Genomic DNA, 26,598 nt, shown 5'->3' on the forward strand with positions numbered 1-26,598 from the left:
CATTACGCCTGATGCCCCGCACTGAAACCGGGTTCGACAGCACCGTTTCGATCACTTTCCGACGCACCCACCTGCCGAACCTCCCCCCGCGGCACCGCCAGGACCCGCACCGTCGCCACCAGAACCAGCAACGCGGCCACACCCCCACCGCCCGCCACCGCGAACCCCGCAGGCGTAGCACCCCACTCAATCGCCGGACCCGCCACCCCCGTTCCCACCGCGGCCCCCACCCCGAACGTCGTCACCAGCCACGAGAACGCCTCCGTCACCGTGCCCCGCGGCGCATGACGGTCCACCACGATGAACGCACACGCCAACGACGGCGCCAGAAACAGCCCCGCCACCCCGGCAAGCACACACATCGCCACCACACCCGGCGTCAACACCAACGGCAAATAGCCCAACGCCAACAGCCCCACCAACACCCGAAGCCGCCGCTCCGGCGCCCCCGCCCACTGCCGCGCCCCATACAGCGCACCCCCGACCAAGGCACCAAGACCCAACGCCGCCATCACCCAGCCGTACACCGACTCCCGCCCCTGATCATCGGCGTACGCCACCCCCGCCACCGTGATCGAACCCAGCGCAAGCCCCACGAAGAAGAACGAACCAAGCAGCGCAAGCAGCCCCGGCGACCGCAACGCCCCCAGCCAGTGCGCCTCCCGCGGCGCCGACCGCCACGCCCGCGACGGCCCCGACACCACCACCGAAAGCGCCCCGAGCACCCCCACCACATTGATCACAAGCAGCGCCGCCCCCGCCGACCACAGCGACACGCACAGCGTCACCAGCAACGGCCCGACCGTGAACATCACTTCCTGCGCCACCGCGTCCAAGGCATACGCGGCATGCACGTTCTCCTTGGCGTTCGCACCCCTGAGCACATCCGGCCACAACGCCCGCAGACCGCCCTCGAGCGGCGGCGTGAAGAACCCCGCCACCGCGACCGTCACATACGCCAACGGCAGCACACCGATCCCCACGAACGCGAACGCGGCCATACCAAGAGCCGACACCACCGCCGCCGGCAGCATCACCCGCGGCTGCCCCCGCAGATCCACCGCCCGCCCCAGCAACGGCTGCCCCACCGCCGTCGCAAGCCCGTACACCGCCGCCAGCGCGCCCGCGAGCGAGTAACTCCCGCCCTCCGCCCGCGTGAACAGCACAATCGCAATGTGCCCCGTCGCATTCGGCAGCCTGCCGACCAGGGTCCCCCCGAGCAGCCGAGCCGCATGCCGCGTACGCAACAGCTCCCCATATCCCGCGGCCATGTCGCCCCTCTTCCCGGTCCCGATCCCGATCCGAAAGTTTTACGTATAACGTCGCCTGTCATACGTACCATGACCCCTGTCGCCCGGTCCACCCCCGCACACCGGGCCACCCGGGCAGCACGACGGCGGAGGCAACACGTGAACACACCCGGCACAGGCCACCGAGCCACCAGCAAAGACGTGGCCCGAGCCGCAGGCGTCTCCCAAGCCGCCGTCTCCCTCGTCCTCGGCGACAAATGGCGCGGCCGCGTCTCCGCCGCCACCGCCGAACGCGTCCGCAACGCCGCCCGCGAACTCGCCTACCGCCCCAACCTCGCCGCCCGCAACCTCCGCCTCGGCCGCACCCGCACCGCCCTCCTCGTCGTCCCCGCCCTCACCAACGAATTCTTCGCCCGCGTCTACACCGGCGCCGCCCGCGTCGCCGCCCAACACGACTTCGGCGTCGTCCTCTACCCCTCACCCGAAGGCATCGGCCCCGCCCGCGACCCCTTCGCCTCCGCCCGCACCGCCCTCGACGGCGTCATCGCCTCCTCCATGGCCGCCGACGCCCTCACCGCCATCCGCGGCGCCCACCTCCCCCTCGTCATGATCGACAGCGACCCCGCCGACCCCACCGCCGCCGCCCACGTCAACCTCGACGTCGCCGACGGCGCCCGCCAGATCACCCGACACCTCCTCGACCTCGGCCACCGCCGCTTCCTCCACCTCGCCGCCGACGTCGACTCCTGGACCTTCGACGAACGCGCCCACGCCCTCACCACCGCACTCGACGCCGCCCCCCACACCACCCGACACACCACCCGCACCCCCCTCACCGTCGACGACGCCCGCGACACCGCCACCCGCGCCCTCGCCACCCCCGGCCCCCGCCCCACCGCCCTCATCTGCGACGACGACATCATCGCCGCCGGCGCCTGCAAAGCCGCCCGCCGCCTCGGCCTCCGCATCCCCGACGACATCTCCATCACCGGCTTCGACGACCTCACCCTCGCCACCGCTGTCGACCCGGAACTCACCACCATCCACCTCCCCGCCGAACAAGTCGGCGAACGCGGCATGCAAGCCCTCCTGGCCGTCCTCGACAACCGAGAACCCGACAGCGGCGCCCTCGCGGTGACCCTGATCCCGCGCGCCTCAACGGCACGGGCCCCTGAAATCAGCCCGTCCGGCGCCTGAGCAATCCAGCCCGTCCGGCACCACCAGCTCGTCCGGCGTTTGAGGACGAGCGCGTTCAGCGCGAATGAAGCAGGGGTCCGGGAGCGCAGCCCCCGAAGCCGCTGCAACCACGCGGCGTTAGCCGCATATCGACACAGCCGGGAAGGGGCGGGGCGGGGACAACAAGAAAGCGCCCCCGCACCGCCACCAAAAGCAGCGGCACAGGGACGCAATCCCGAGTAACAGCCCGGAGCCAGGGACTACTCGTCGGCAGACTCCTCAGACTCCTCGTCCGACGGCGCATCCGTCGGCGTAGCAGCCGCACCATCCGCCTCAAGCAACCGCGCCAACTGCCGCCCCACAATCCGCTTGAACTTCCGCTGCTGCGGCCGCGTCCGATCAAGCACCGCCACCTCGAGCCGCTCAGCCGGAATCTCCCGCTCCCCGCCATTCGGCTCCCGAGACAACGCCTGCACCGCAAGCTTCAACGCCTGCGCCAGACTCATCCCGTCCTCGTGCCGCTGCTCCAGGTAACTACTGATCTGCTCCGCGTTACCCCCCACCGCCACCGAGCCATGCTCATCGACGATCGAGCCGTCATGCGGCAACCGATAAATCTGATCGCCCTCGGGGGTCTCCCCCACCTCGGCAACGACCAGCTCCACCTCATACGGCTTCTCGGCATTGGACGAGAAAATCGTGCCCAGCGTCTGCGCATACACATTCGCAAGCCCACGGGCGGTCACATCGTCACGGTCGTACGTATAGCCACGCAGATCGGCATAACGGACACCACCGATCCGCAAATTCTCGTACTCGTTGTACTTCCCGGCGGCCGCAAAACCGATCCGGTCATAGATCTCGCTGAATTTGTGCAACGCACGGGACGGGTTCTCGCCGACGAACACAATGCCGTCGGCGAACTGCAGCACGACAAGGCTGCGACCACGGGCGATGCCCTTACGGGCGTACTCCGCCCGATCGGCCATGGCCTGCTGGGGTGAGACATAGAACGGCGTCGACACCGGCTATCCGTCCCTTTCTGTCAGTGGCGAGTGCATTCCGGGTTCCAAGTCGCCGCGCGCTCAGAGCAGCGCGGCACGCGGGCCGTCGGGCTGCTCGAGACGCCGCTCCAGAATGGAACGGGCGATCTCGGAAGCCTCCTCGTCCGACACCCGCCGGAAGCCCTCGTCGGTGATGACCGTGACGATCGGATAGATACGGCGAGCCACATCCGGACCACCCGTCGCGGAATCGTCGTCCGCCGCGTCGTACAGCGCCTGCACGACCAACGTGACCGCCTGGTCCTCGGTCAGATCGTCCTTGAACAGCTTCTTCATCGACCCACGAGCGAAAATCGAGCCCGAACCCGTGGCGGCGAACCCACGCTCCTCGGAGCGCCCACCGGTCACGTCGTACGAGAAGATCCGCCCCTTCTCACGGTCCAGGTCGTACCCCGCGAACAACGGCACGACAGCCAGCCCCTGCATCGCCATGCCGAGGTTGGACCGAATCATCGTGGACAGACGATTCGCCTTGCCCTCCAGGGAGAGCGTGGCACCCTCCACCTTCTCGAAGTGCTCCAGCTCCAGCTGGAACAGCTTCACCATCTCGACCGCGAGCCCGGCGGTACCGGCGATCCCCACGGCCGAGTGCTCGTCCGCCGGGAACACCTTCTCGATGTCCCGCTGCGCGATCATGTTCCCCATCGTGGCCCGCCGGTCACCGGCGAGCACCACGCCCCCGGGGAACGTGGCGGCCACGATGGTCGTACCGTGCGGCGCCTCGATCAGGCCCTGCCCGGCCGGAAGTTGTCGGTTCCCGGGGAGCAACTCCGGCTGGTGCTCGGCGAGAAAGTCCACGAAGGACGAGGATCCAGGCGTCAGGAAGGCAGCTGGTAGACGCCCGGTGCTACGAGGGTTGGCTTCCACGAGTTTCCTTCCAGATAGGCGGCGGCCCGTCGGGCTGCTTCGGGGTCATCCCTCAACAGACCTAGGCCCGAATTGCAGTTGAAGCACAGTACGCCTCGGACCTTACCCGTGGTGTGGCAGTGATCCACATACACGGCTGGGGCGTTGAGGCAGATCACACAGACTCCGCCTTGGGCCGCGATGAGCTCGTCACGCTGAGCTTCAGTGAGCCCGTACTCCCGCTTGAGGTAATGGGCACGCCCCTTCTCGGCTTTGCATGACTTACAGAGCGTTGCGAGACCGTCGGACGCGGAGGCGTTGCGATGCCACTCGCTGTGCGGCTTCACCTCTCCACACCCACGACAACGCTTGAAGCCAGCCGGAGTCGGAGGATTCTTCAGCGCGCGACGCTCCTCGCGCTTGCGCTTGTCCCAGGCCTTCGCGTAGTCCCGAGCACACGACTTGCAGTAGTCCTGAAGCCCATCGGACCTGTCACGGTGTCGGGAGAAGGCTGCTCGCGGCTTGAACTCCCCACACCGCGAGCAACTCTTCAGATCCGCACCCTCAAACATCTCGCAACCTTCGATTCAAAGGTGAAATCACTGTCCACCCTTCTGAACGAAGGACCTCACGAAGTCCTCTGCGTTCTCCTCGAGGACATCGTCAATTTCGTCCAGAACCGAGTCCACGTCATCGCTGAGCTTTTCCTGCCGCTCCTTGAGGTCCTCCGAGGCCTGCGCATCCTCGGTCTGCTCCTCGACCTCTTCCGTGGAACGGGTCGCCTTCTGCTGTCCGCCGCCGGTGTCCTTGGTCGCCATGTGACTCACACCCCGATCTGGGTCGACGCTTCGACGTTCTTGATCAGACTCTACGACCTGGGTCTGACATGGGCCCCGCGGTTCGTTCAACGTGCGGGACCCATCCATGTAATTCCCCTGCTCCGGGCCGTTCAGCCCCCGGAGAGCACGCGGACCAGATCTTCCGCCGTCCTGCACCGGTCGAGCAGCTCCTTAACGTGATTACGCGTTCCGCGTAGCGGCTCCAGGGTCGGGACCCGCTGGAGGGAGTCGCGGCCCGGCAGGTCGAAGATGACCGAGTCCCAGGAGGCCGCGGCGACGTCGTCGGCGTACTGCTCGAGGCAGCGGCCGCGGAAGTAGGCGCGGGTGTCCTCTGGAGGCTTGCTCTCGGCCCGCTCGACGGTGGGCTCGTCCAGGAGTCGCTTCATCTTGCCGCGGGCCGCGAGGCGGTTGTACAGGCCCTTGTCGGGGCGTACGTCGGCGTACTGGAGGTCGACGAGGTGGAGCCTGGCGGCGTCCCAGCCGAGGTTGTCGCGGCGGCGGTAGCCCTCCATGAGCTCGCGCTTGGCGACCCAGTCGAGCTCGCTGGAGAGGCTCATCGGGTCGGTCTCCAGGCGGCCCAGGACGTCTTCCCAGCGGGTCAGGACGTCCTTGGTCTGGTCGTCGGCGTCCGCGCCGTACCGCTCCTCCACGTACTTGCGGGCCAGCTCGAAGTACTCCATCTGTAGTTGCACCGCGGTGAGGGTGCGGCCGCTACGGAGGGTGATCAGGCGCTTCAGTGAGGGGTCGTGCGAGACCTGGTGGAGGGTGCGGACCGGCTGGTCGACGGCGAGGTCCACGGCGATGAAGTTGTCTTCGATCATCGAGAGGACCAGGGCCGTGGTGCCGAGCTTGAGGTACGTCGAGATTTCCGACAGGTTCGCGTCGCCGATGATCACGTGCAGGCGGCGGTACTTTTCCGCGTCGGCGTGCGGCTCGTCGCGGGTGTTGATGATGGGGCGCTTCAGGGTCGTTTCGAGGCCGACCTCGACCTCGAAGTAGTCGGCGCGCTGGCTGATCTGGAAGCCGTGTTCGTGGCCGTCCTGGCCGATGCCGACGCGGCCCGCGCCGGTGACGACCTGGCGGGAGATGAAGAAGGGCGTGAGGTGCCGGACGATGTCCGAGAAGGGTGTCTCCCGCTTCATCAGGTAGTTCTCGTGGGTGCCGTAGGAGGCGCCCTTGTTGTCGGTGTTGTTCTTGTAGAGGTGGATGGGTTGGGCGCCGGGGAGCTGGGCCGCGCGTTCGGCGGCTTCGGCCATGATGCGCTCGCCCGCCTTGTCCCAGAGGACGGCGTCCTTGGGGTTGGTCACCTCGGGGGCGCTGTATTCGGGGTGTGCGTGGTCGACGTAGAGGCGCGCACCGTTGGTGAGGATGACGTTCGCGAGGCCGATGTCCTCGTCGGTGAGCTGGCTGGCGTCGGCGGCCTCGCGGGCCAGGTCGAAGCCTCGTGCGTCCCGTAGCGGGTTCTCTTCCTCGAAGTCCCAGCGGGCGCGGCGTGCCCGGTGCATCGCCGCCGCGTAGGCGTTGACGATCTGGGATGAGGTGAGCATGGCATTGGCATTGGGGTGGCCGGGGACGGAGATCCCGTACTCCGTCTCGATGCCCATTACTCGCCGTACGGTCATGCGGCCCTCCTTGCCCGGCGGCGCTCCCGTCCGGGGGCGGCGCTCAAGTACCGCTTGGTCTTCGGTGCGTGTGCGGTGCCTGTCCCTGCACTGCGCGCCTTGGCGGTAGTACCGAAGAGCCTAGAACGCCTCTGCGCTGGTGGGGAGATCGTTTCAGTCATTGCTCCAGCTCCGGCTGCGGCCGGAAAACAGTCGGCTGCGGGTACCCGAGAAGGGCACCCGCAGCCGCCCTGCCGTTTACAGGTACTGACCGGTGTTGGCCACCGTGTCGATGGAGCGTCCGGTGTCGGCGCCCTGCTTTCCAGTGACGAGGGTACGGATGTAGACGATCCGTTCGCCCTTCTTGCCGGAGATGCGGGCCCAGTCGTCGGGGTTGGTGGTGTTGGGGAGGTCTTCGTTTTCCTTGAATTCGTCGATGCACGCTTGGAGGAGGTGCGCGACGCGAAGGCCCTTTTGATTCTGTTCGAGGAAGGCCTTGATGGCCATTTTCTTGGCGCGGCCGACGATGTTTTCGATCATGGCGCCGGAGTTGAAGTCCTTGAAGTAGAGGACTTCCTTGTCGCCGTTGGCGTACGTGACTTCGAGGAACCGGTTCTCCTCGGATTCGGCGTACATCTGCTCGACGACGGATTGGATCATGGCGGCCGCGGTGGCGCCGCGGTCGCCGCCGTGTTCGGCGAGGTCGTCGGCGTGCAGGGGCAGCGAGGACTTCATGTACTTGGCGAAGATGTCCTTGGCTGCTTCTGCGTCGGGGCGCTCGATCTTGATCTTTACGTCGAGTCGGCCGGGTCGCAGGATGGCGGGGTCGATCATGTCCTCGCGGTTGGAGGCGCCGATGACGACCACGTTCTGCAGGCCTTCCACGCCGTCGATCTCGGCGAGCAGCTGCGGGACGATGGTGTTCTCCACGTCCGAGCTGACGCCGGAGCCGCGGGTGCGGAAGAGGGATTCCATCTCGTCGAAGAAGACGATGACGGGGGTGCCCTCGCTGGCCTTTTCTCGTGCGCGTTGGAAGACGAGGCGGATTTGCCGCTCGGTTTCGCCGACGTACTTGTTGAGGAGCTCTGGTCCCTTGATGTTGAGGAAGAAGCTCTTGCCCGCGGCTTGTCCGGTGACCTCTGCGACCTTCTTGGCAAGGGAGTTGGCGACTGCCTTGGCGATGAGGGTCTTGCCGCAGCCGGGGGGGCCGTAGAGCAGGACGCCCTTGGGTGGGCGGAGTTCGTGCTCCTTGAAGAGGTCGGGGTAGAGGTAGGGGAGTTCGACTGCGTCGCGGATCAGCTCGATCTGGTTTCCCAGGCCGCCGATCGAGTCGTAGCCGATGTCCGGGACCTCTTCGAGGACGAGCTCTTCGACTTCGCTCTTCGGTACGACTTCGTAGACGTAGCCGGAGCGGGGTTCGAGGAGCAGGGCGTCGCCGGGGCGGATGGTGACGTCCAGCAGCGGCTCGGCGAGCCGTACCACCCGTTCCTCGTCGGTGTGCCCGAGTACGAGGGCGCGTTCGCCGTCCTCGAGGATTTCCTTGAGGGTGACGATGTCGCCGGCGCGCTCGAACTCCATGGCTTCGACCACGTTGAGCGCTTCGTTGAGCATGACTTCCTGGCCCCGTCGGAGCTCTTCGAGTTCGACGCTGGGGCTGACGTTCACGCGGAGTTTGCGGCCGCCGGTGAAGATGTCGCAGGTGCCGTCCTCGTTCGCCTGTAGGAAGACGCCGAAGCCCGCGGGGGGCTGGGCGAGGCGGTCGACTTCTTCTTTGAGGGCCACGATCTGGTCGCGGGCCTCACGGAGCGTGTTCGCGAGGCGTTCGTTCTGGGCGGAGACGCCGGCCAGGTTGGTCTGCAGCTCGACGATCCGCTCCTCGAGAATCCTCGTGTGCCGCGGAGAGTCGGCGAGCTTGCGTCGCAGGACGGCGATCTCCTGCTCGAGATAGGCAATCTGACCGGCTGGGTCGTCGGACCCTCGACCCGGGCGGATGCCGCGGTTCATGTCGTCGTCGTGGGCTGCCACGGTCCTCACCTCCTCCAAGGGGAGCTGGACGCTTCCTGACCCTACCTGGGCCGGTAGGGATTGAAACCCCTAGATCACAAAGACGGTCGGGGTGTGTCCGATCTTCACCCTTGCGTACTCCCTCACGCCAGGTAAATACCCACCGAACAACATCGGAAAGCGAGCGGTTGTAGGGTCGAAATGTTCAACACCCGTCAGGGCTGGCCGGACTTGTGGGGTCCGGGCCGGTGTGGGTGAGGGTCGGTAGGGAGCGTTTCGGGAGACATGACCGTGCAGAGTGAGGCCGCGGCGGGCGATGCCGGTGAGGCTCTTGAGGTGTGGATCGACCAGGACTTGTGTACGGGGGACGGGATCTGTGCCCAGTATGCGCCGGAGGTCTTCGAGCTGGACATCGACGGTCTGGCATATGTGAAGGGCGGGGGCGACGAGCTGTTGCAGGCGCCGGGGGCGACAACGCGGGTGCCGTTGCCGTTGCTCGGGGATGTGGCGGACTCGGCGAAGGAGTGTCCGGGCGCGTGCATTCATGTGCGGCGGGTCGCGGACCAGGTCGAGGTGTTCGGGCCGGACGCGGCGTAGCCGCCCGGTCGCGCGCGGTGGCGTGAGCGGGCGGCTACGGAGGGTTTGCGTCGGTTCCGTCCGGTGGGTGCCGGGCCGGTGGGGCGGTCAGACGCTCTTGGCGGCGGGTTGTTGCGTACGGACGAACGACCCGTTCTGCCATTGCCACTTGGCCTTGTCCTTGACGTCGGGGCAGCAGCGCGGGACGTCGGTGGAGGAGTAGCCGAGGAGGGTGGCGGTGACCGCGCCGTTGCGTACGGCGAAGTCGGTGACGCTGTACCCGTCCTTGGGGTCGACGAGGGTGGCGACGACCCGGGGTTTGCCGGTGGGGGGCCAGGTGACGACGTAGACGCCGCTGGGCGGGGTGCCGGTGCCGGAGGCGCAGCGGACGACGGCGACGGTTTCGGGGCGGTGGTCGCCGTCGAGGTCGCCGGCTTGTTGTTGCTGGACCTGGGGGGCCGTGACGCCGCATTGCAGGGGGTAGTCGACGGTGTCGGGGTTCGGGGCCGCGGCGAGGGCGACGTCGGGCGTGCCGGGCTGCGCGGCGGTGGCGTCGTCGGGTTGCAGGATGGAGGAGCCTGCGACGACGGCGGCCACGGCGGCGGCGGTGGCGAGCCAGTGCATGGGGCTGGTGTGGGTGTGGGCGAGCTCCGGGACGGCGGATTGCTGCACTAGGAAGTGTCTCCTGTGAGGGCTGTGCCGGTGGGGGTGCCCAGCATGGTGCCATACGTCACAGTGGGGTGGAACCGCGGGGTCCGGGGTTTCGACAGAGATGTCTCGGGTGTCGATGGCGCGGTGTCAACGTGTAGACGCCACCGGCGAGTTCCCGAAGTGGTGTCGGGAACTCGCCGGTGGCGTCTGTGCGTTGGTGGTGTGGCCGTTCCCGGGTGGTGCCGGGTGTGGCGTGGGGTCAGCGTGCGGTGGGGGTTCCTCCGGCGGCGTTGGGGCCGGAGTAGTCCTCGCCGTAGGCGCCCTTGGCGGGGCGGCGGCGGCGCATGGGGGGTTCGACGCCGTCGGCGAGGCGGCGGGCGGTGAGCAGGAACCCGGTGTGGCCGATCATGCGGTGGTCGGGGCGGACGGCGAGGCCTTCGATGTGCCAGTTGCGGATCATCGATTCCCAGGCGGTGGGCTCGTTGAAGCAGCCGATCTCGCGGATGGACTCGACCGTGCGGGCGAGCTGGGTGGTGGTGGCGACGTAGCAGCAGAGGATGCCGCCGGGGACGAGCGCCTTGGCGACGCCTTCGAGGCACTCCCAGGGGGCGAGCATGTCGAGGATGACGCGGTCGACGTCGGTGTCGGAGAGGTTGTCCTGGAGGTCTCCGACGGTGAGGGTCCAGGCGGGGTGGGGGCCGCCGAAGTACCGTTCGACGTTCTGCTGGGCGATCTCGGCGAAGTCGGCGCGGCGCTCGTAGCTGTGCAGCATGCCCTGGTCGCCGATGGCGCGCAGCAGGAAGCTGCTGAGCGAGCCGGAGCCTACGCCCGCTTCCACGACGCGGGCGCCGGGGAAGATGTCGGCGAAGGACAGGATCTGTCCCGCGTCCTTGGGGTAGACCACGGCGGCGCCGCGGGGCATGGACAGGACGTAGTCGGGGAGCAGGGGGCGCAGCGCGAGATAGGCGACGTTTCCGGTGGTGCGGACAACGCTGCCCTCGGGTGCGCCGATCAGCTCGTCGTGGGGGAAGGAACCCTTGTGGGTGTGGAAGTTCTTCCCGGCCTCGAGCGTGAACGTGTAGTGGCGGCCCTTGGGGTCGGTCAGCTGTACCTGGTCCCCGACCTTGAAGGGCCCGCGTCGGCGGGCGGCACCGGTCGGTTCGGACATGTGACCAGGGTACCGGCCCGGTGCGGGCGGGCTGACCAGTGGGCGGTGTGGGGCCGTGTGGTGGGGGGTGGGTCAGGGGCGGCGGGACATGGCCTTGACGAAGGCGCGTTCCACGTCGGCGGTGGAGAGTACGCCGTAGATCTCGCCGGTTTCCTCGACGACCAGGTATTCGGTGGCGGGGGTGGCGCGGAGGGTGTCGAGGAGTTCTTCGCCGATGAGTTCGGCGGAGAGGGTCATGCCGTCGGTGAGGTCCTGGGCGAGGCTGCTGACGGCGACCCAGGGGCGGCGGTGTTCGGGGACGCCGCCGATGGCGGTCTCGCGGACGAGGGCGATGGGGTCGCCGTGGCCGTCGACGACGACGAGGGCGCGGGCGCCGGCCTCGTTGGCGCGGCGCAGCGCTTCGGAGAGGGGGGTGTCGGGGGTGACGGGGACGGCGCGGCGGGTGAGGGTGCGGGCGCGCAGCTCGGGCAGGTGTTCGCGGAGCCGGGCCATGCGCAGGCTGTTGCCGGCGCCGGTCCAGATGATGGCGGCGAGGATGGCGGCGAGTGCCGCGTCCAGGAGGGTGTCCATGCCGACGGCGTCGGAGGTGCGGTTGCCGATGAGGTTGGTCTGGGTGACCAGGGGGAGGCCGAAGAGGACGGTGATGGCGAGGGCGCGGCCGACCCAGGCGGCGGCGACGGTGCCGCTCATCGGCTTGCCGGTGATCTTCCAGACGATGGCGCGGAGCATCCGGCCGCCGTCGAGGGGGAGGCCGGGGAGCAGGTTGAAGGCGGCCACGATGAGGTTGGAGATCATGAGTCCGGCGAGGAGTACGCCGGGGACGGTGCCGGGTTCGACGGCGTACATGGCGGCGTAGAAGACACCGGCGAGGACGAGGGAGAACAGCGGGCCGACGAAGGCGAGCAGGAATTCGCGGCCGGGGCTCTCGGTCTCTTTCTCGATCTCGGAGACGCCGCCGAAGAACTGGAGCTGGATGCGGCGTACGGGGAGCTTGTAGCGCAGCGCGACGACGGTGTGGGCCAGTTCGTGGACGAGTACGGAGGCGTAGAAGGCGACCGCGAAGAAGAGGGAGACGAAGTAGCGGGCGCCGCCGAGTTCGGGCAGGACGCGGTCGAGCTGGTTGCCGAAGACCCAGGTGATGAGGGCGGCGACGACGAACCAGCTGGGTGCGACGTAGACGGGCACGCCGAAGGGGCGGCCCATGAGGAGCCCGCCGCGGGTGTCGCGGGGGGTGCGGGGGCGGGGCTTGCGCGGGGGCTTCTTGGCGGGGGTGGCGCCGGGGCCGGGTTCCGGGGGTGCGGGCTCGTCCGGTGTCTGTGGCTGCTCGTCGTGGGGCTTGGCGTCCTGGGCCTTGTCGAGCTGGGGCTTCTCGTGCTGGGGCTTGGCGTCGGGCGGCGTCTCGTCCTGAGGCTGCTCGTTGTGGGGCTGCTCGTTGTGGGGCCGTGCGTTCGGGGGCGTGGCGTCCGATGGTGTCTCGTGCGCCCGCGGGCGTGGGGGCAGGTCGCCGCCGCCGGTGGGATCCGCTCCCCCGGTGCCGGACTGCGGCTGCCCGGTCTCGCCGCTCACGTCCACACTGACCCCTCTGTCCCTGTCGTCCGCCGCATCTCTCGCCGCCTCGTGAAGAGTTCTCACGATCATGCAGTGCGAGAGGGTTCGAGGTCGATGGTATGCGTCCCGCTGTCAGTGGCGGGCCGTAGGGTCTTCGCCATGGACAACAGCTCCGAGGCCAGTCTCGACGTCACAGCGGCCGCCGCTCCCCCCGCGTCGCTCTCGCCGTCCCGGGCCGGGGACTTCATGCAGTGCCCGCTGCTCTACCGCTTCCGGGTCATCGACAAGCGTCCCGAGAAGCCCAGTGAGGCCGCGACCCGCGGCACGCTGGTGCACGCGGTCCTTGAGCGGCTGTTCGACGCCCCGGCGGCCGAGCGCACCGCGCCGCGCGCGAAGGCGCTGATTCCGGGCCAGTGGGACCGGCTGCGGGCGGCGAAGCCGGAGCTGACGGAGCTGTTCGCGGACGCGGACGAGGAGGCGGCCGGGCAGCGGATAGCGGCGTGGCTGGCGCAGGCCGAGAGCCTGGTCGAGCGGTGGTTCACGCTGGAGGACCCTACGCGTCTGGAGCCCGCGGAGCGCGAGCTGTTCGTGGAGGCGGAGCTGGAGTCGGGGCTCAAGCTGCGCGGCATCATCGACCGGGTCGACGTGGCGCCGACGGGCGAGGTCCGCATCGTCGACTACAAGACGGGCAAGGCGCCGCGGCCGGAGTACGCCGAGGGTGCGCTGTTCCAGATGAAGTTCTACGCGTTGGTGGTGTGGCGGCTCAAGGGTGTGGTGCCGCGCCGTCTGCAGCTGGTCTATCTGGGCAGTGGTGACGTGTTGACGTACGACCCGGTGGTGGCGGACCTGGAGCGGGTGGAGCGCAAGCTGCACGCCCTGTGGGACGCGATCCGGCAGGCCACCGAGACGGGTGACTGGCGGCCGCGCCGTTCGAAGCTGTGCGGCTGGTGCGATCACCAGGAGGTCTGTCCGGAGTTCGGTGGGACTCCCCCGCCGTATCCGCTTCCGGTGAGGGCGCCCGAGTCCGGTGGCGGGGAGCAGGGCAGAATGGGCGCGGTCTAGCGAAGGAGATTTGACGTGGCGATCCGGGTCCTGCTGGTGGACGACCAGCCGCTGCTGCGCACCGGTTTCCGGATGATTCTGGAGGCCGAGCAGGACCTCGCGGTCGTCGGCGAGGCCGGGGACGGGCTTCAGGCCCTCGACCAGGTCCGTGCGCTGCAGCCGGATGTGGTCCTGATGGACATCCGCATGCCCCGGATGGACGGCGTCGAGGCGACCCGGCAGATCACCGGTCCGGGGCGGGACGGCCCGGCGAAGGTGCTTGTCCTGACCACGTTCGACCTGGACGAGTACGTGGTGGAGGCGTTGAAGGCCGGGGCCAGCGGCTTTCTGCTGAAGGACGCTCCGGCGCACGAGCTGGTGCAGGCGATCCGGGTGGTCGCCGCGGGCGAGGCGATGCTGGCGCCGAGCATCACGCGCCGGCTGCTCGACAAGTACGCGGGTCATCTGCCGTCCGGCGAGGAGCCGGTGCCGGACACGCTGCACACGCTGACGGAGCGGGAGGTCGAGGTCCTGAAGCTGGTGGCGCGTGGCCTGTCCAACGCGGAGATCGCGGCCGACCTGTTCGTCAGCGAGACGACGGTCAAGACGCACGTGGGTCATGTGCTGACCAAGCTGGGGCTGCGCGACCGGGTGCAGGCGGCGGTGTACGCGTACGAGAGCGGTCTGGTGCGGCCCGGCGCGCAGTGAGGGACACCGCTGGGCCGCTGCGTGCAGCGGCCCAGCGTGGGCTCAGCCCTTCTTGAGTTCCCAGAAGCGGAAGACGGTCGACGCGTCCAGGCACCATTCGGCGCCGGAGAGGCGCTCGCCGACCACCGCGTACTGCTTGCCCTGCCAGACGGGCAGGACGGGCAGGTCCTTGGCCACGATGTCCTGGAGCTTGCCGAACTCCTCCTCGGTGTTGGCGCGTTGGCTGATGGCGGCGGTGTCCGGGATGAGCTTGCCGGTGATGGTGGCGTTCTCGTACTTGTTGCCCAGGACGTTGCCGGGGCCGAAGAACGGCTGGGTGAAGTTGTCGGGGTCCGGGTAGTCGGGCACCCAGCCCTTGACGTAGACGCCGTACTTTCCGGCCTTGATGTCCTTCTCGTACTCGTCGAACGGCACGGACTTGACGTCGGCGTCGAAGAGGCCGCTGGCGTTGAGCTGGCCGGCGATGGCCTTCAACTCCTGTTGGGTGGTGGGCCCGTAGCGCGCCGGGGTGCCCCACAGCGTCAGCTTCGCCTTGCCGGAGATGCCGGCGGAGCGCAGCGCCTCTTCGGCCTTGGCGCGCTGCGGGCGGCCGCCGTAGGTGTCGAAGAAGGCGGTGGTGTGCCCGGCGATGCCGGACGGGATGATCGAGTACAGCGGCGTCGCGGTGCCCTGGTGGACCTTGTCGACCAGCGCCTCGCGGTCGAGGAGATACGCCATGGCCTTGCGGACGCCGGTCTTGCCCGCGACCGGGTGTTCGGTGTTGAAGACCAGGTGCTGCACCTGGGCGCTGCTGCCCTCGACGACCTCCACCTTGGCGTGCTCGGCGGTGTCGCCCTGTTCGATGTCGGCGATGTCGGAGGCGGCGAGCCCGCGGTAGGCGAGGTCGATCGAGCCGTCGAGGAGGGCGTCCTTCAGCTTGGCGCGGTCGTCGTGGAAGAACTTCAGGGTGACGCCGCTGTTGTGGTGCTTCGCGGTGCCGCGGTACTCGGGGTTGACCTTGAAGACGGCCTGGTCGCGGCCGAAGGATTCCAGGGTGTACGGGCCCGAGCCGACCGCTTTGCTGTCGGTGCGCAGCCGGTTGGCGGGGTACTCGCGGTGGTCCACGATCGACCCGGCGCCGGAGGCGATCTTGCTGGGGAAGGTGGCATCGTCGCCCTTGAGGCGGAAGACGACGGTCTTGGCGTCGGGGGTGTCGATACGGTCGATGGAGCCGAGCATGGCGGATGCGGGGCCGTCGGCGGCGTTGATCTTCCGGGTGCGGTCGAAGGAGTACTTGACGTCCTTGGAGGTGAGCTCGTGTCCGTTGCTGAACCGCAGGTCGTCGCGGAGCGTGCAGCGGTAGACGCGGGCGCCCGAGCCGGTGAAGCCGCACTCCTCGGCGGCCTCGGGCTCCGGCTGCGTACTGCCCTTGGGGAAGCTCAGGAGGGACTGGAAGACGTTGTTGAAGAGCATCCAGGAGCCGGGGTCGTAACCGGCGGCCGGGTCGGTGGCGAGGACGTCGTCGGACATCCCCATGACGATGCCGGTGCCATCGGCGGCGGAGTCGCCGCTCTGGGTGCCGCAGCCGGTGAGCAGGCCGACGGCGAGGCCGGCCGCGAGCAGCGGGGCAGGCCAGTGGGGGGTGCGCAGGTTCATTTCGTCCTTGTGCTTGTTGAACTCGTATGACCGGTTAAACCAGTTACTCGCTGACGCCGCGGTCGAGCTCCCACAGCTGTAGGTTGGAGGAGCTGTTCAGGGACCACTGCACGCCCGTGATGTCGTCCCGTGCGGCGACGTACTGCTTGGCTTGCCAGAGCGGCAGGACCGGGACGTCCTCGGCGACGATGTCCTGCACCCGCTCGATGCTCTTGGACGCGGCGAGCCGGTCGGTCTCCTGGCGGGACTCGGGGATCAGCTCCTCGCGGATGGTGCGGTTGGCGTACGGCGAGGCGAGGAAGTTGTCCTTGTCGAGGAAGGGCGCGATGAAGTTGTCCGCGTCGGGGAAGTCCGGGAACCAGCCCATGCCGAACACGGCGTATTTGCCGTCGAGTTCGGCGGGCCGGAACTTCAGCCACTGGGTGCCCTTGATGTCCACGTCGAACAGGCCGCTGTCGTTGAGCTGCTTCTTCATCAGCTCGAACTCGGTCTTCGTGGCGTCGCCGTAGTGGTCCGAGGTGTAGTTGAGGGTGAGCCGGACCGGGGTGTCGATACCGGCCTTGTTGAGGATGGCTCGGGCCTTGGTGGTGCTCGGCTCGCCGTACTTGTTGAAGAACGAGTTGGTGTGCCCGGTGATGCTGGCGGGCACCAGGGAGTAGAGCGGCTCGGCGGTTCCGTTGTACGCCTTCGCGGTGAGCTCGCCGCGGTCGATGAGCTGGGCCATGGCCTGGCGGACGGCCTTCTTTTCGACCTGGGGCTTGTCGGTGTGGAAGGCGAGGTAGCGCATTTCGAGGCCGTCCATCTCGACGAACTCGATCCGGTCGTCCGCGTTGACCGCGAGCTCCTTGATCTGCTTCGGCGACATGGCGCGGGCCATTACGTCGATGTCGCCGCTCTGCAGCGCGTCGCCCATGGCGTCGGCGCTGTCGAAGGAGCGCAGCTCCAGCTTGTCGCTCTTGGGGTCCAACTCGCCCTCGTAGTAAGGGTTCTTGGTGAAGACCGCCTTGACGAGCTGGTTCTTCTCGACCTCGGCCTTCATGGTGTACGGGCCTGAGCCGTCCACCTCGAAGCCGCTGCGCAGCCGGTCCTTGTCGTACAGCTCGGGGTTGACGATGCCCGCGGCGGGGGTGGCCAGCTTGTACGGGAAGGTGGCGTCGCCCGTTTTGAGGTGGAAGACCACGTGGCGGGAGCCGTCGACCTCGATGGTGTCGATGTTGGAGAGCAGCGCGGCCGGGCCGTTCTTGTCCTTGATGCCGAGGAGCCGGTCGATGGAGTACTTGACGTCGTCGGCGGTGACGCGGCTGCCGTCCGAGAACTTCAGGTTCTTGCGGAGCGTGCAGGCGTAGCGCTCGTTGCCGTTGTCGGTGAAGCCGCAGCGCTCGGCCGCCTCGGGCTCGGGCTCGCCGCCGCCGCGGGGCAGCCGCATGAGGGTCTGCAGGGTCTGGCGGAGGACGTTCCAGGAGCTGGAGTCGTAGGCGTACGCCGGGTCGAAGGGCGCCGGGGAGTCGCTGGAGGCGGAGAACTGGTCGGTGGTGCCCACGACTATGGCGTCGCCGTCCTTGTCCCCACCGGCCGGGCCACCGCAGGCGGCCAGTACGGGGGTGAGCAGGCCGATCACGGCAGGCAGCACCAGAGTCTTGCGGTTCATGCTCGGAGTTCTCCAGCGTTCGTTCCCCCGTGGGGTCCGCGACTGGGGTGTGTGCGGGGCACGGGAGTTCAGGCGATGTTCTCTCCGAGGAGGTTAGTCCGCGCCGACAGGGCGACCGAAGGGAACGGAGGGGAACCGGAGTTGGGCCCTCATCACGCAGCGGCAACGGCTGTGGACGCACCGATATCCGGACGCGGGAAGGTTTCGCGCATGGGGCAAGGAATCGGGACAGATTGCCCCTCTGAACACCCGCCCACACCGGCCGTCAGCACACACGCGGCCGCATGTCGAGTCCGCACGGAGTGAGCAACGTCACTCCGTGTGCGCTTTGCGGAACACGCTGGACGGGCCCGGGGATCAGTTCGGTGACGTCATCGGTGTCGTCATCAGATTCCGCAGAAAACGCAGGTCGACGTCTTCGAGCGAGTCCACGATGGTGCGCCCGGTGCCCGGCCTGATCGGCGCCACCGACGGTACGGCGACGACCCGGCAGCCGGCGGCCTCCGCGGACTCGACTCCGGTGGCGGTGTCCTCGACGACGGCGCAGCGGCCCGGTTCGGCGCCGAGTCCGGCGGCGGCGAGCAGATACGGGTCCGGGTGCGGCTTGGTGCGCGACACCTCGTCACCGGCGACGGTCAGGGCGAAGTGCTGCGGGCCGAGCGAGTGCAGGACGCGGTCGATGATGCGCCGGTGCGAGGCGGAGACGAGGGCCGTCGGCACGTCCTGGGCGGCGAGTTCGGCGAGCAGCTCGGCGGCTCCCGGCATCAGGGGCAGGGTGCGGCTGATGCGGTCCTCGAAGCCCTCGTTGAGCAGTACGGTCAGCTCGGCCAGGGTGATGTCGGCGCCGGTGGCCTCGATGAGGAACCCGGCGCTACGGCTCATCGGGCCGCCCACCACGACGTGCCGCCAGGACTCGTCGAGGGTGTGGCCAAGGCGGGCGAAGACCTCGACCTCGGCGTCCCACCAGAATCCTTCGGTGTCCACCAGGGTGCCGTCCATGTCGAGGAGCACGGCCTGAAGCGTGGAGCCTTCGGCCGTACGGGTACCGACTGCGGGGACCGTACTGGTCATCCGGGCACACCTCCGTGAGGGACGAGAAGGCCGGCCGTCTTCTCCCGCGGGGGATCCCGTGAGATCTCATGAGATCCCGTGAGAGAAGACAACCGGCCTGCGCTGGACCGACCAGTGTACGACTCGATCGGCGAAACCGCCTGTGAGAATTGCCGCAATGAGCGCCGCACGCCCCCTAAGGGGCGCGGGGCTCAAGCGGCGCTCTGTCCCGGCCTTGGCGAGCGTTGGCCCGACTCAGCCAGCGTTGCCCCCGGCTTTAGCGAGCGTTGAAGTACTTCGCCTCCGGGTGGTGGATCACGATGGCGTCGGTGGACTGCTCGGGGTGGAGCTGGAACTCCTCCGACAGCTTGACGCCGATCCGCTCCGGCTCGAGAAGCTGGGCGATCTTCGCGCGGTCCTCCAGATCCGGGCAGGCGCCGTAGCCGAGCGAGAAGCGCGCGCCGCGGTACTTGAGGTCGAACATGCCCGCCATCTCCTCCGGGTCCTCGCCCGCGAAGCCGAGCTCGGAGCGCACGCGCGCGTGCCAGTACTCGGCCAGGGCCTCGGCCAACTGGACGGACAGGCCGTGCAGTTCGAGGTAGTCGCGGTAGGAGTTCGACGCGAACAGCTCGGCCGTGGCCTCGCCGATCTTCGACCCCACGGTGACGACCTGGAGCCCCACGACGTCGGTCTCGCCGGACTCCCGCGGCCGGAAGAAGTCGGCCAGGCACAGGCGGCGGCCGCGGCGCTGGCGCGGGAAGGTGAACCGGGTCCGCTCGGTGCCGCTGTCGTCGAGCAGAACGAGGTCGTCGCCCTCCGAGACGCACGGGAAGTAGCCGTAGACCACGCCCGCTTCGAGCATGTTCTTGGTCTGCAGCTCGTCGAGCAGGCCGCGAAGCCGCGGCCGCCCCTCGGTCTCCACCAGCTCTTCGTACGTCGGCCCGTCACCGGTACGCGCCTGCTTGAGGCCCCACTGGCCCTTGAACAGGGCGCCCTCGTCGAGCCAGGAGGCGTACTCCTTGAGCTGGATGCCCTTGACGACCCGGGTGCCCCAGAACGGCGGCTCGGGGACCGGGTTGTCGGTGGCCACGTCGGAACGGACCGGGCCCTCGGCCTCGGCACGCTCCTCCACGACCGCATTCGTGGTGGCCTTGACGCGGCGCTGCTTCAGTTCCGGCAGGGTCGCGCCGGGGACGCCGCGCTTGACGGCGATGAGGGCGTCCATGAGTCGCAGGCCCTCGAACGCGTCACGGGCGTAGCGGACTTCGCCCTCGTAGACCTCGTGCAGATCCTGCTCGACGTACGCCCGGGTGAGCGCCGCTCCACCGAGGATGACCGGGTAATCCGCGGCCATCTTGCGCTGATTGAGCTCCTCCAGGTTCTCCTTCATGATCACGGTGGACTTGACCAGGAGCCCGGACATGCCGATCACATCGGCCTTGTGCTCCTCGGCGGCCTCCAGGATCGCGGAGACGGGCTGCTTGATGCCCAGGTTGACCACGTTGTAGCCGTTGTTGGACAGGATGATGTCGACGAGGTTCTTACCGATGTCGTGGACGTCTCCGCGCACGGTGGCGAGCACGATGGTGCCCTTGCCCTCGGAGTCGGACTTCTCCATGTGCGGCTCGAGATACGCCACCGCCGACTTCATGACCTCGGCGGACTGGAGCACGAACGGCAACTGCATCTGACCGGAGCCGAAGAGCTCGCCGACGACCTTCATGCCCGCGAGCAGGGTGTCGTTGACGATGTCCAGGGCGGGCCGTTCGGTGAGGGCCTCTTCGAGGTCCTGCTCGAGGCCGTTCTTCTCGCCGTCGATGATGCGGCGCTGGAGGCGCTCGTCCAGCGGCAGCGCGGCCAGCTCCTCCGCCTTGCCCGCCTTCAACGACTTGGCGGTGGCGCCTTCGAACAGGGCCATCAGCTTCTGGAGCGGGTCATAGTCGGCCGAGCGCCGGTCGTAGATCAGGTCGAGGGCCGTCTGGACCTGCTCGTCGTCGAAGCGGGCGATCGGCAGGATCTTCGAGGCGTGCACGATCGCGGAGTCCAGACCGGCCTTGACGCACTCGTCCAGGAAGACGGAGTTGAGCAGGATGCGGGCGGCCGGGTTGAGGCCGAAGGAGATGTTGGACAGGCCGAGCGTCGTCTGGACATCGGGATGACGGCGCTTCAACTCCCTGATGGCCTCAATGGTGTTGATGCCGTCCTTGCGGGACTCCTCCTGACCCGTGCAGATCGTGAAGGTCAGGGTGTCGATGAGGATGTCCGACTCACGGATCCCCCAATTCCCGGTGAGATCCGCGATCAGGCGTTCGGCGACGGCGACCTTGTGCTCGGCGGTGCGGGCCTGGCCCTCCTCGTCGATCGTCAGCGCGATCAGCGCGGCACCGTGCTCCTTGGCCAGGCGCGTGACCTTCGCGAAGCGGGACTCGGGGCCGTCACCGTCCTCGTAGTTGACGGAGTTGATGACCGCGCGGCCGCCCAGCTTCTCAAGACCCGCCTGGATCACGTCCACTTCGGTCGAGTCCAGGACAATCGGCAGAGTGGAGGCCGTCGCGAAGCGTCCGGCCAGCTCCTCCATGTCGGCGACGCCGTCGCGGCCGACGTAGTCCACGCACAGGTCCAGCATGTGCGCGCCCTCGCGGATCTGGTCGCGGGCCATCTCCACACAGTCGTCCCAGCGGGCCTCCAGCATGGCCTCACGGAACTTCTTCGACCCGTTCGCGTTCGTCCGCTCACCGATCGCCATGTACGACGTGTCCTGCCGGAACGGCACCGTCTGGTACAGCGAGGCCGCGCCCGGCTCCGGCTGCGGCTCCCGCTCGGTCGGCGCCGTGCCCCGGACCCGCTCGACGACCTGCCGCAGATGCTCCGGGGTCGTACCGCAGCAGCCGCCCACCAGGGAGAGGCCGTACTCGTTGACGAAGGTCTCCTGCGCGTCCGCCAGCTCCCCGGCGGTCAGCGGGTAGTGCGCGCCGTCCTTGCCCAGGACCGGGAGACCGGCGTTCGGCATGCAGGACAGCGGGACCGTCGAGTGCCGGGCCAGGTAGCGCAGGTGCTCACTCATCTCCGCCGGGCCGGTCGCGCAGTTCAGGCCGATCATGTCGATGCCAAGGGGCTCGAGCGCCGTGAGCGCCGCGCCGATCTCCGAGCCGAGCAGCATCGTGCCCGTCGTCTCCACCGTCACCGAGCAGATCACCGGCAGGTTCACACCGGTCGCCTCGAGCGCCCGGCGCGCACCCAGAATCGACGCCTTGGTCTGCAGCAGATCCTGCGTCGTCTCCACGAGCAGCGCGTCCGCGCCGCCCGCGATCATGCCCTCCGCGTTCTCCTGATACGCGTCACGGAGCTTGGTGTACGGGGCATGGCCCAGCGTCGGCAGCTTGGTACCGGGGCCCATCGAGCCGAGCACCCAGCGCTGCTGCCCCGTCCTGTCCGTGAACTCATCCGCGACCTCACGGGCGATCCGTACACCCGCCTCGGACAGCTCGAAGATCCGGTGCGCGATGTCGTACTCACCCAACGCCGCGAAGTTCGCCCCGAACGTATTGGTCTCCACGCAGTCGACACCGACCGCGAAGTACTCCTCGTGCACGGTGCGCACGATGTCGGGGCGGGTGACGTTGAGGATCTCGTTGCAGCCCTCGAGCTGCTCGAAGTCGTCGAGGGTGGGGTCCTGCGCCTGGAGCATCGTGCCCATCGCCCCGTCGGCCACCACCACACGGGTGGCGAGTGCTTCGCGCAGGGCGTCTGCGCGGGTCGGGCTCGAAGGTGCGGGCTTCGGCTGCGAGGCCATGGAAATGCTCCCTGGGGTGCGACGGCTGTCGGCTTTGCACCGTCCCGGTGGACAGCGCACCCGGCCAGGGTATCCACGACCATGGTCGCTTTGGGAAGGGTGTCCAGCGGGCGGACCGGGTCTCTAGCGCTTTTCTAGGGGGCGGCGTGTGTATGCAGGGGCAGCTACCAGTAGAAAGTCTTCGCCGCCCATTAGGAGAAGTTCGGTAACGGCCGATAGTGTTCAGCATTGTCGAACGGCCTACGGCGCGCACCACTGCGCCCACGCGACGCGACGACCCACGTGGGGGACGGCGGGACGGACGACGGACGCAGGACGCAGGGCGCAGGACGCAGGACGACGACGAAGGGAGCGGACGCGATGGCGAAGAACATTCAGTCGCTGGAGCGCGCGGCCGCCGTACTCCGGCTACTCGCGGGCGGCGAGCGCCGCCTCGGCCTCTCCGACATCGCCTCGACTCTCGGCCTCGCGAAGGGGACGGCGCACGGGATTCTGCGCACCCTTCAGCAGGAGGGCTTCGTCGAGCAGGACGCCGCCTCCGGGCGCTATCAGCTCGGCGCCGAGCTGCTCCGGCTCGGCAACAGCTATCTGGACGTGCACGAGCTGCGCGCCCGCGCCCTGGTGTGGACGGACGACCTGGCGCGGGCCAGCGGCGAGAGCGTCTACCTGGGGGTGCTGCACCAGCAGGGCGTCCTGATCGTGCACCACGTCTTCCGGCCTGACGACAGTCGACAGGTCCTCGAGGTCGGCGCGATGCAGCCGCTGCACTCCACGGCCCTGGGCAAGGTGCTCTCGGCGTACGACCCGGTGGCGCACAGCGAGGCCGTGGAGGTCGAGCGCAAGCAGCTCACGGCCCGCACCATCACCGCGCTCGACTCCTTCGAGGACGTGCTCGACCTGACCAGGGCGCGCGGCTGGGCCGCCGATGTCGAGGAGACCTGGGACGGCGTGGCCTCGATCGCGGCGCCGGTGCACGACCGGCGGCGGATGCCCGTCGGGGCGGTCGGCGTCACGGGAGCGGTGGAGCGGGTGTGCGCGGACGGCGAGCTGCGCTCCGAGCTGATCGCGGCGGTGCGCGACTGCGCGCGCGCCGTCTCCCGGGACCTGGGCGCCGGCCGCTTCTGACGTACGCGGCGGTCTTGCGTCGTACGCGGTCCGGCCCTGGGGCGGACCGCCCCGCACATCACCCTGCGGGCTCGTCCTCAATCGCCGGACGGGCTTCTTTTCCCCGCCTCTGCTCCACCCTCAGTAGGGGCCTCACACCCGCCCGTGACGCCCTCTTCCAGCTGATGGGAAGGGACCGGGTAACGATCGCGATTACCGGCTCGGGAGTCTTGACGGCAAGTTAATCCTGGGGCAAAACTGCCGTGCATCGGTCGGCATTGTCGAACACCTACCGGCAATACGGGGTAGGGTGTCGCAGGCGGATCGAGCAAACGCTCTCACCTGAGGGCGCGAACCACCGGCGGGACCCGTGGTTCGCCTTCCCGGACGAAGGACAAAGGAGTCGCGGGTGTCCAGCTCCGACATCTTCATCGGCGAGACCATCGGTACCGCCGTGCTCATCCTGCTCGGTGGCGGCGTGTGCGCCGCCGTCACTCTCAAGCGTTCCAAGGCGCAGAACGCCGGTTGGGTCGCCATCGCCTTCGGGTGGGGCTTCGCGGTGCTGACCGCGGCCTACCTCGCGGGCGGCGTCTCCGGCGCTCACCTCAACCCGGCCGTCACCGTCGGCCTCGCCATCCAGGGCGGCACGGAGTGGGGCGACGTACCGCTCTACCTGGTGTCGCAGCTGTTCGGCGCCATGATCGGCGCCGCACTCGTGTGGATCACGTACTACGGGCAGTTCCAGGCCCACCTCACCGACCGTGAGCTCGTCGGCGGCCCCGGTGCTCAGGACACGGCCGTCGCGGACAAGCAGCTGGCTCAGGCTGCGCAGCAGTCCGGCGAGCCCGGCCCGGTGCTCGGCATCTTCTCCACGGCTCCGGAGATCCGGAAGGCCGCGCAGAACCTCGCCACCGAGATCATCGCCACTGTGGTGCTCGTTCTGGCGATCCTCACGCAGGGCCTGAACAACGAGGGCAACGGCCTCGGCCCACTCGGCGCGATGGTCGTCGCCTTCGTGGTCGTCAGCATCGGCCTGTCCCTCGGTGGCCCCACCGGTTACGCCATCAACCCGGCTCGTGACCTCGGCCCCCGTATCGTCCACGCCCTGCTGCCGTTGCCCAACAAGGGCGGCTCGGACTGGAGCTACGCCTGGGTGCCGGTCGTCGGCCCGCTGATCGGCGGTGCCCTCGCGGGCGGCATCTATAACGTCGCCTTCGTCTGACCGATCGGGCCCGGCGGCCGGACTGGAACCGGCCGCCGAGCCCGCACCGCACCGCCGTACCAAAGACCTTTGGAGCACACAGTGACCGACGCACACACCACCGGGACCCACTCCCACGGCGCAGGCGCCCATTCCCACGGCGCAGGGCCGTTCATTGCCGCGATCGACCAGGGCACGACCTCGTCCCGCTGCATCGTTTTCGACACGGACGGCCGGATCGTCTCGGTCGACCAGCGCGAGCACGAGCAGATCTTCCCCAAGCCGGGCTGGGTCGAGCACGACGCCAAGGAGATCTGGGCCAACGTCGAGAGCGTGGTCGCCGGGGCCGTCGCCAAGGCCGGGATCACCTCCGCCGACGTCAAGGCGATCGGCATCACCAACCAGCGTGAGACCACGCTGCTGTGGGACAAGAACACCGGCGAGCCGGTGCACAACGCCATCGTCTGGCAGGACACCCGCACCGACGCCCTCTGCCGAGAGCTCGGCCGCAACGTCGGCCAGGACCGGTTCCGGCGCGAGACCGGCCTGCCGCTCGCCTCGTACTTCGCGGGCCCGAAGGTGCGCTGGCTGCTCGACAACATCGAGGGCCTGCGCGAGCGCGCCGAGCGCGGCGACATCCTCTTCGGCACCATGGACTCCTGGGTCATCTGGAACCTGACCGGCGGCGTCGACGGCGGCCACCACGTCACCGACGTCACCAACGCCTCCCGCACCCTCCTGATGAACCTCAACGAGATGGCCTGGGACGAGCGCATCCTGGCCTCGATGGACATCCCGGCCGCGGTCCTGCCGGAGATCAAGTCCTCCGCCGAGGTCTACGGCACCGCCAAGGGCGGCGCCCTCGACGGCGTGCCCGTCGCCTCCGCGCTCGGCGACCAGCAGGCCGCGCTCTTCGGCCAGACCTGCTTCGACACGGGCGAGGCCAAGTCGACGTACGGCACCGGCACGTTCATGCTGATGAACACCGGGGACAAGCCCGTCAACTCGTACAACGGCCTGCTCACCACGGTCGGTTACCAGATCGGCGACCAGAAGCCGGTCTACGCGCTCGAGGGCTCGATCGCCGTCACGGGCTCCCTGGTGCAGTGGATGCGCGACCAGATGGGCCTGATCCAGTCCGCCGCCGAGATCGAGACGCTCGCGTCCTCGGTCGAGGACAACGGCGGCGCCTACTTCGTCCCGGCCTTCTCCGGCCTGTTCGCCCCGTACTGGCGCTCCGACGCCCGCGGTGTGATCGCCGGTCTGACCCGGTACGTCACCAAGGCGCACATCGCCCGCGCCGTGCTCGAGGCCACCGCCTGGCAGACCCGTGAGATCACCGACGCCATGACCAAGGACTCCGGCGTCGACCTCGCGGCCCTCAAGGTCGACGGCGGCATGACCTCCAACAACCTGCTGATGCAGACGATCTCCGACTTCACGGACGCGCCCGTGGTGCGCCCGATGGTCGCCGAGACGACCTGCCTCGGTGCGGCCTACGCCGCCGGCCTCGCCGTCGGCTTCTGGCCGGACACCGACGCCCTGCGCGCCAACTGGCGCCGGGCCGCCGAGTGGACCCCCCGCATGGACCCGCAGCAGCGGGCCCACGAGTACAAGAACTGGCTCAAGGCCGTCGAACGGACCATGGGCTGGCTCGACGAGGAATCCGCCGAGGACTGAGCCGGTCCGAACCGG

General features: G+C 68.6%; 21 protein-coding genes. 7 read left to right on the forward strand and 14 right to left on the reverse strand.

Annotated elements, in window-relative coordinates:
- Window positions 1-2: 2 nt before the first annotated feature.
- Window positions 3-1,271, reverse strand: a complete 1,269-nt coding sequence (locus ACWD10_RS23735) for an MFS transporter (RefSeq protein WP_451094126.1) — start codon at window positions 1,269-1,271, stop codon at window positions 3-5.
- 180 nt (window positions 1,272-1,451) lie between these two features.
- Here ACWD10_RS23735 and ACWD10_RS23740 point away from each other — a divergent pair, with 180 nt between their 5' ends.
- Window positions 1,452-2,447 carry a LacI family DNA-binding transcriptional regulator gene (locus ACWD10_RS23740; RefSeq protein ID WP_451094128.1) on the forward strand — a complete coding sequence of 332 codons (996 nt, stop codon included), beginning with the start codon at window positions 1,452-1,454 and terminating at the stop codon, window positions 2,445-2,447.
- Window positions 2,448-2,686: 239 nt separating this feature from the next.
- On the opposite strand, the gene prcA is transcribed toward ACWD10_RS23740, so the two are convergent.
- The 6 genes from prcA to arc all read right to left on the reverse strand — a co-directional run bounded on the left by prcA (window position 2,687) and on the right by arc (window position 8,801).
- Window positions 2,687-3,451 (reverse strand): proteasome subunit alpha, encoded by a 765-nt coding sequence (gene prcA, locus ACWD10_RS23745; RefSeq protein WP_451094130.1) that lies wholly within the window; start codon window positions 3,449-3,451, stop codon window positions 2,687-2,689.
- A 60-nt stretch (window positions 3,452-3,511) separates the two neighbouring features.
- The gene (prcB, locus tag ACWD10_RS23750) at window positions 3,512-4,357 is read right to left on the reverse strand and encodes a proteasome subunit beta (RefSeq protein WP_451094132.1); all 846 of its coding nucleotides are present in this window, start codon (window positions 4,355-4,357) and stop codon (window positions 3,512-3,514) included.
- Window positions 4,309-4,908, reverse strand: coding sequence for an endonuclease VII domain-containing protein (locus ACWD10_RS23755; protein ID WP_451094134.1), 600 nt, complete (start codon window positions 4,906-4,908; stop codon window positions 4,309-4,311). The genes prcB and ACWD10_RS23755 overlap by 49 nt, the downstream gene beginning before the upstream one ends.
- 27 nt (window positions 4,909-4,935) lie before the next feature.
- Window positions 4,936-5,154 carry a ubiquitin-like protein Pup gene (locus tag ACWD10_RS23760; RefSeq protein ID WP_144002508.1) on the reverse strand — a complete coding sequence of 73 codons (219 nt, stop codon included), beginning with the start codon at window positions 5,152-5,154 and terminating at the stop codon, window positions 4,936-4,938.
- A 131-nt stretch (window positions 5,155-5,285) separates the two neighbouring features.
- The gene (gene dop, locus ACWD10_RS23765) at window positions 5,286-6,797 is read right to left on the reverse strand and encodes a depupylase/deamidase Dop (protein ID WP_451094136.1); all 1,512 of its coding nucleotides are present in this window, start codon (window positions 6,795-6,797) and stop codon (window positions 5,286-5,288) included.
- 237 nt (window positions 6,798-7,034) lie between these two features.
- Window positions 7,035-8,801, reverse strand: a complete 1,767-nt coding sequence (gene arc / locus ACWD10_RS23770; RefSeq protein ID WP_451094138.1) for a proteasome ATPase — start codon at window positions 8,799-8,801, stop codon at window positions 7,035-7,037.
- Window positions 8,802-9,065: 264 nt separating this feature from the next.
- Here arc and ACWD10_RS23775 point away from each other — a divergent pair, with 264 nt between their 5' ends.
- Complete coding sequence (locus ACWD10_RS23775) at window positions 9,066-9,377, forward strand: ferredoxin (protein ID WP_451094140.1); 312 nt, start codon at window positions 9,066-9,068, stop codon at window positions 9,375-9,377.
- 87 nt (window positions 9,378-9,464) lie between these two features.
- On the opposite strand, the gene ACWD10_RS23780 is transcribed toward ACWD10_RS23775, so the two are convergent.
- The 3 genes from ACWD10_RS23780 to ACWD10_RS23790 form a co-directional block, all read right to left on the reverse strand.
- Complete coding sequence (locus ACWD10_RS23780) at window positions 9,465-10,028, reverse strand: hypothetical protein (RefSeq protein WP_451094142.1); 564 nt, start codon at window positions 10,026-10,028, stop codon at window positions 9,465-9,467.
- 238 nt (window positions 10,029-10,266) lie between these two features.
- Window positions 10,267-11,175, reverse strand: coding sequence for a tRNA (adenine-N1)-methyltransferase (locus ACWD10_RS23785; protein WP_451094144.1), 909 nt, complete (start codon window positions 11,173-11,175; stop codon window positions 10,267-10,269).
- 72 nt (window positions 11,176-11,247) lie between these two features.
- On the reverse strand, window positions 11,248-12,747 hold the full coding sequence (locus ACWD10_RS23790; RefSeq protein ID WP_451094146.1) for a site-2 protease family protein: 1,500 nt from the start codon (window positions 12,745-12,747) through the stop codon (window positions 11,248-11,250).
- 135 nt (window positions 12,748-12,882) lie between these two features.
- Here ACWD10_RS23790 and ACWD10_RS23795 point away from each other — a divergent pair, with 135 nt between their 5' ends.
- Both ACWD10_RS23795 and ACWD10_RS23800 read left to right on the forward strand, forming a co-directional pair.
- Window positions 12,883-13,785 carry a RecB family exonuclease gene (locus ACWD10_RS23795; RefSeq protein ID WP_451094148.1) on the forward strand — a complete coding sequence of 301 codons (903 nt, stop codon included), beginning with the start codon at window positions 12,883-12,885 and terminating at the stop codon, window positions 13,783-13,785.
- 15 nt (window positions 13,786-13,800) lie between these two features.
- A complete protein-coding gene (locus ACWD10_RS23800) occupies window positions 13,801-14,472 on the forward strand; it encodes a response regulator (protein WP_451094150.1) in 672 nt (223 codons plus the stop codon).
- 42 nt (window positions 14,473-14,514) lie between these two features.
- Here the strand turns inward: ACWD10_RS23800 and ACWD10_RS23805 are convergent, their stop codons facing one another.
- The 4 genes from ACWD10_RS23805 to metH all read right to left on the reverse strand — a co-directional run bounded on the left by ACWD10_RS23805 (window position 14,515) and on the right by metH (window position 22,598).
- Complete coding sequence (locus tag ACWD10_RS23805; RefSeq protein ID WP_451094152.1) at window positions 14,515-16,107, reverse strand: ABC transporter substrate-binding protein; 1,593 nt, start codon at window positions 16,105-16,107, stop codon at window positions 14,515-14,517.
- A gap of 43 nt (window positions 16,108-16,150) precedes the next feature.
- The gene (locus ACWD10_RS23810; RefSeq protein ID WP_451094154.1) at window positions 16,151-17,755 is read right to left on the reverse strand and encodes an ABC transporter substrate-binding protein; all 1,605 of its coding nucleotides are present in this window, start codon (window positions 17,753-17,755) and stop codon (window positions 16,151-16,153) included.
- 357 nt (window positions 17,756-18,112) lie between these two features.
- Window positions 18,113-18,826 carry an HAD family hydrolase gene (locus ACWD10_RS23815; protein WP_451094156.1) on the reverse strand — a complete coding sequence of 238 codons (714 nt, stop codon included), beginning with the start codon at window positions 18,824-18,826 and terminating at the stop codon, window positions 18,113-18,115.
- 256 nt (window positions 18,827-19,082) lie between these two features.
- Entirely contained in the window at window positions 19,083-22,598 is a 3,516-nt protein-coding gene (gene metH, locus ACWD10_RS23820) for a methionine synthase (protein ID WP_451094158.1), read from the reverse strand.
- Window positions 22,599-22,958: 360 nt separating this feature from the next.
- Between metH and ACWD10_RS23825 the strand changes: the two genes are divergently transcribed.
- The 3 genes from ACWD10_RS23825 to glpK all read left to right on the forward strand — a co-directional run bounded on the left by ACWD10_RS23825 (window position 22,959) and on the right by glpK (window position 26,583).
- On the forward strand, window positions 22,959-23,723 hold the full coding sequence (locus tag ACWD10_RS23825) for an IclR family transcriptional regulator (RefSeq protein ID WP_451094160.1): 765 nt from the start codon (window positions 22,959-22,961) through the stop codon (window positions 23,721-23,723).
- 388 nt (window positions 23,724-24,111) lie between these two features.
- On the forward strand, window positions 24,112-24,924 hold the full coding sequence (locus ACWD10_RS23830) for an MIP/aquaporin family protein (protein WP_451094162.1): 813 nt from the start codon (window positions 24,112-24,114) through the stop codon (window positions 24,922-24,924).
- An 81-nt stretch (window positions 24,925-25,005) separates the two neighbouring features.
- A complete protein-coding gene (gene glpK, locus ACWD10_RS23835) occupies window positions 25,006-26,583 on the forward strand; it encodes a glycerol kinase GlpK (RefSeq protein WP_451094164.1) in 1,578 nt (525 codons plus the stop codon).
- Window positions 26,584-26,598: the final 15 nt, after the last annotated feature.

The organism is Streptomyces sp. NPDC002851, assembly GCF_053591935.1.

Excerpts from the sequence above, each read along its gene's own strand:
- ACWD10_RS23735 (WP_451094126.1), bottom strand. The coding sequence starts at position 1,271 with ATGGCCGCGGGATATGGGGAGCTGTTGCGTACGCGGCATGCGGCTCGG.
- ACWD10_RS23755 (WP_451094134.1), bottom strand. The coding sequence starts at position 4,908 with ATGTTTGAGGGTGCGGATCTGAAGAGTTGCTCGCGGTGTGGGGAGTTC.
- ACWD10_RS23760 (WP_144002508.1), bottom strand. The coding sequence starts at position 5,154 with ATGGCGACCAAGGACACCGGCGGCGGACAGCAGAAGGCGACCCGTTCC.
- dop (WP_451094136.1), bottom strand. The coding sequence starts at position 6,797 with ATGACCGTACGGCGAGTAATGGGCATCGAGACGGAGTACGGGATCTCC.
- ACWD10_RS23775 (WP_451094140.1), top strand. The coding sequence starts at position 9,066 with ATGACCGTGCAGAGTGAGGCCGCGGCGGGCGATGCCGGTGAGGCTCTT.
- ACWD10_RS23785 (WP_451094144.1), bottom strand. The coding sequence starts at position 11,175 with ATGTCCGAACCGACCGGTGCCGCCCGCCGACGCGGGCCCTTCAAGGTC.
- ACWD10_RS23795 (WP_451094148.1), top strand. The coding sequence starts at position 12,883 with ATGGACAACAGCTCCGAGGCCAGTCTCGACGTCACAGCGGCCGCCGCT.
- ACWD10_RS23805 (WP_451094152.1), bottom strand. The coding sequence starts at position 16,107 with ATGAACCTGCGCACCCCCCACTGGCCTGCCCCGCTGCTCGCGGCCGGC.
- ACWD10_RS23810 (WP_451094154.1), bottom strand. The coding sequence starts at position 17,755 with ATGAACCGCAAGACTCTGGTGCTGCCTGCCGTGATCGGCCTGCTCACC.
- ACWD10_RS23815 (WP_451094156.1), bottom strand. The coding sequence starts at position 18,826 with ATGACCAGTACGGTCCCCGCAGTCGGTACCCGTACGGCCGAAGGCTCC.
- metH (WP_451094158.1), bottom strand. The coding sequence starts at position 22,598 with ATGGCCTCGCAGCCGAAGCCCGCACCTTCGAGCCCGACCCGCGCAGAC.
- ACWD10_RS23825 (WP_451094160.1), top strand. The coding sequence starts at position 22,959 with ATGGCGAAGAACATTCAGTCGCTGGAGCGCGCGGCCGCCGTACTCCGG.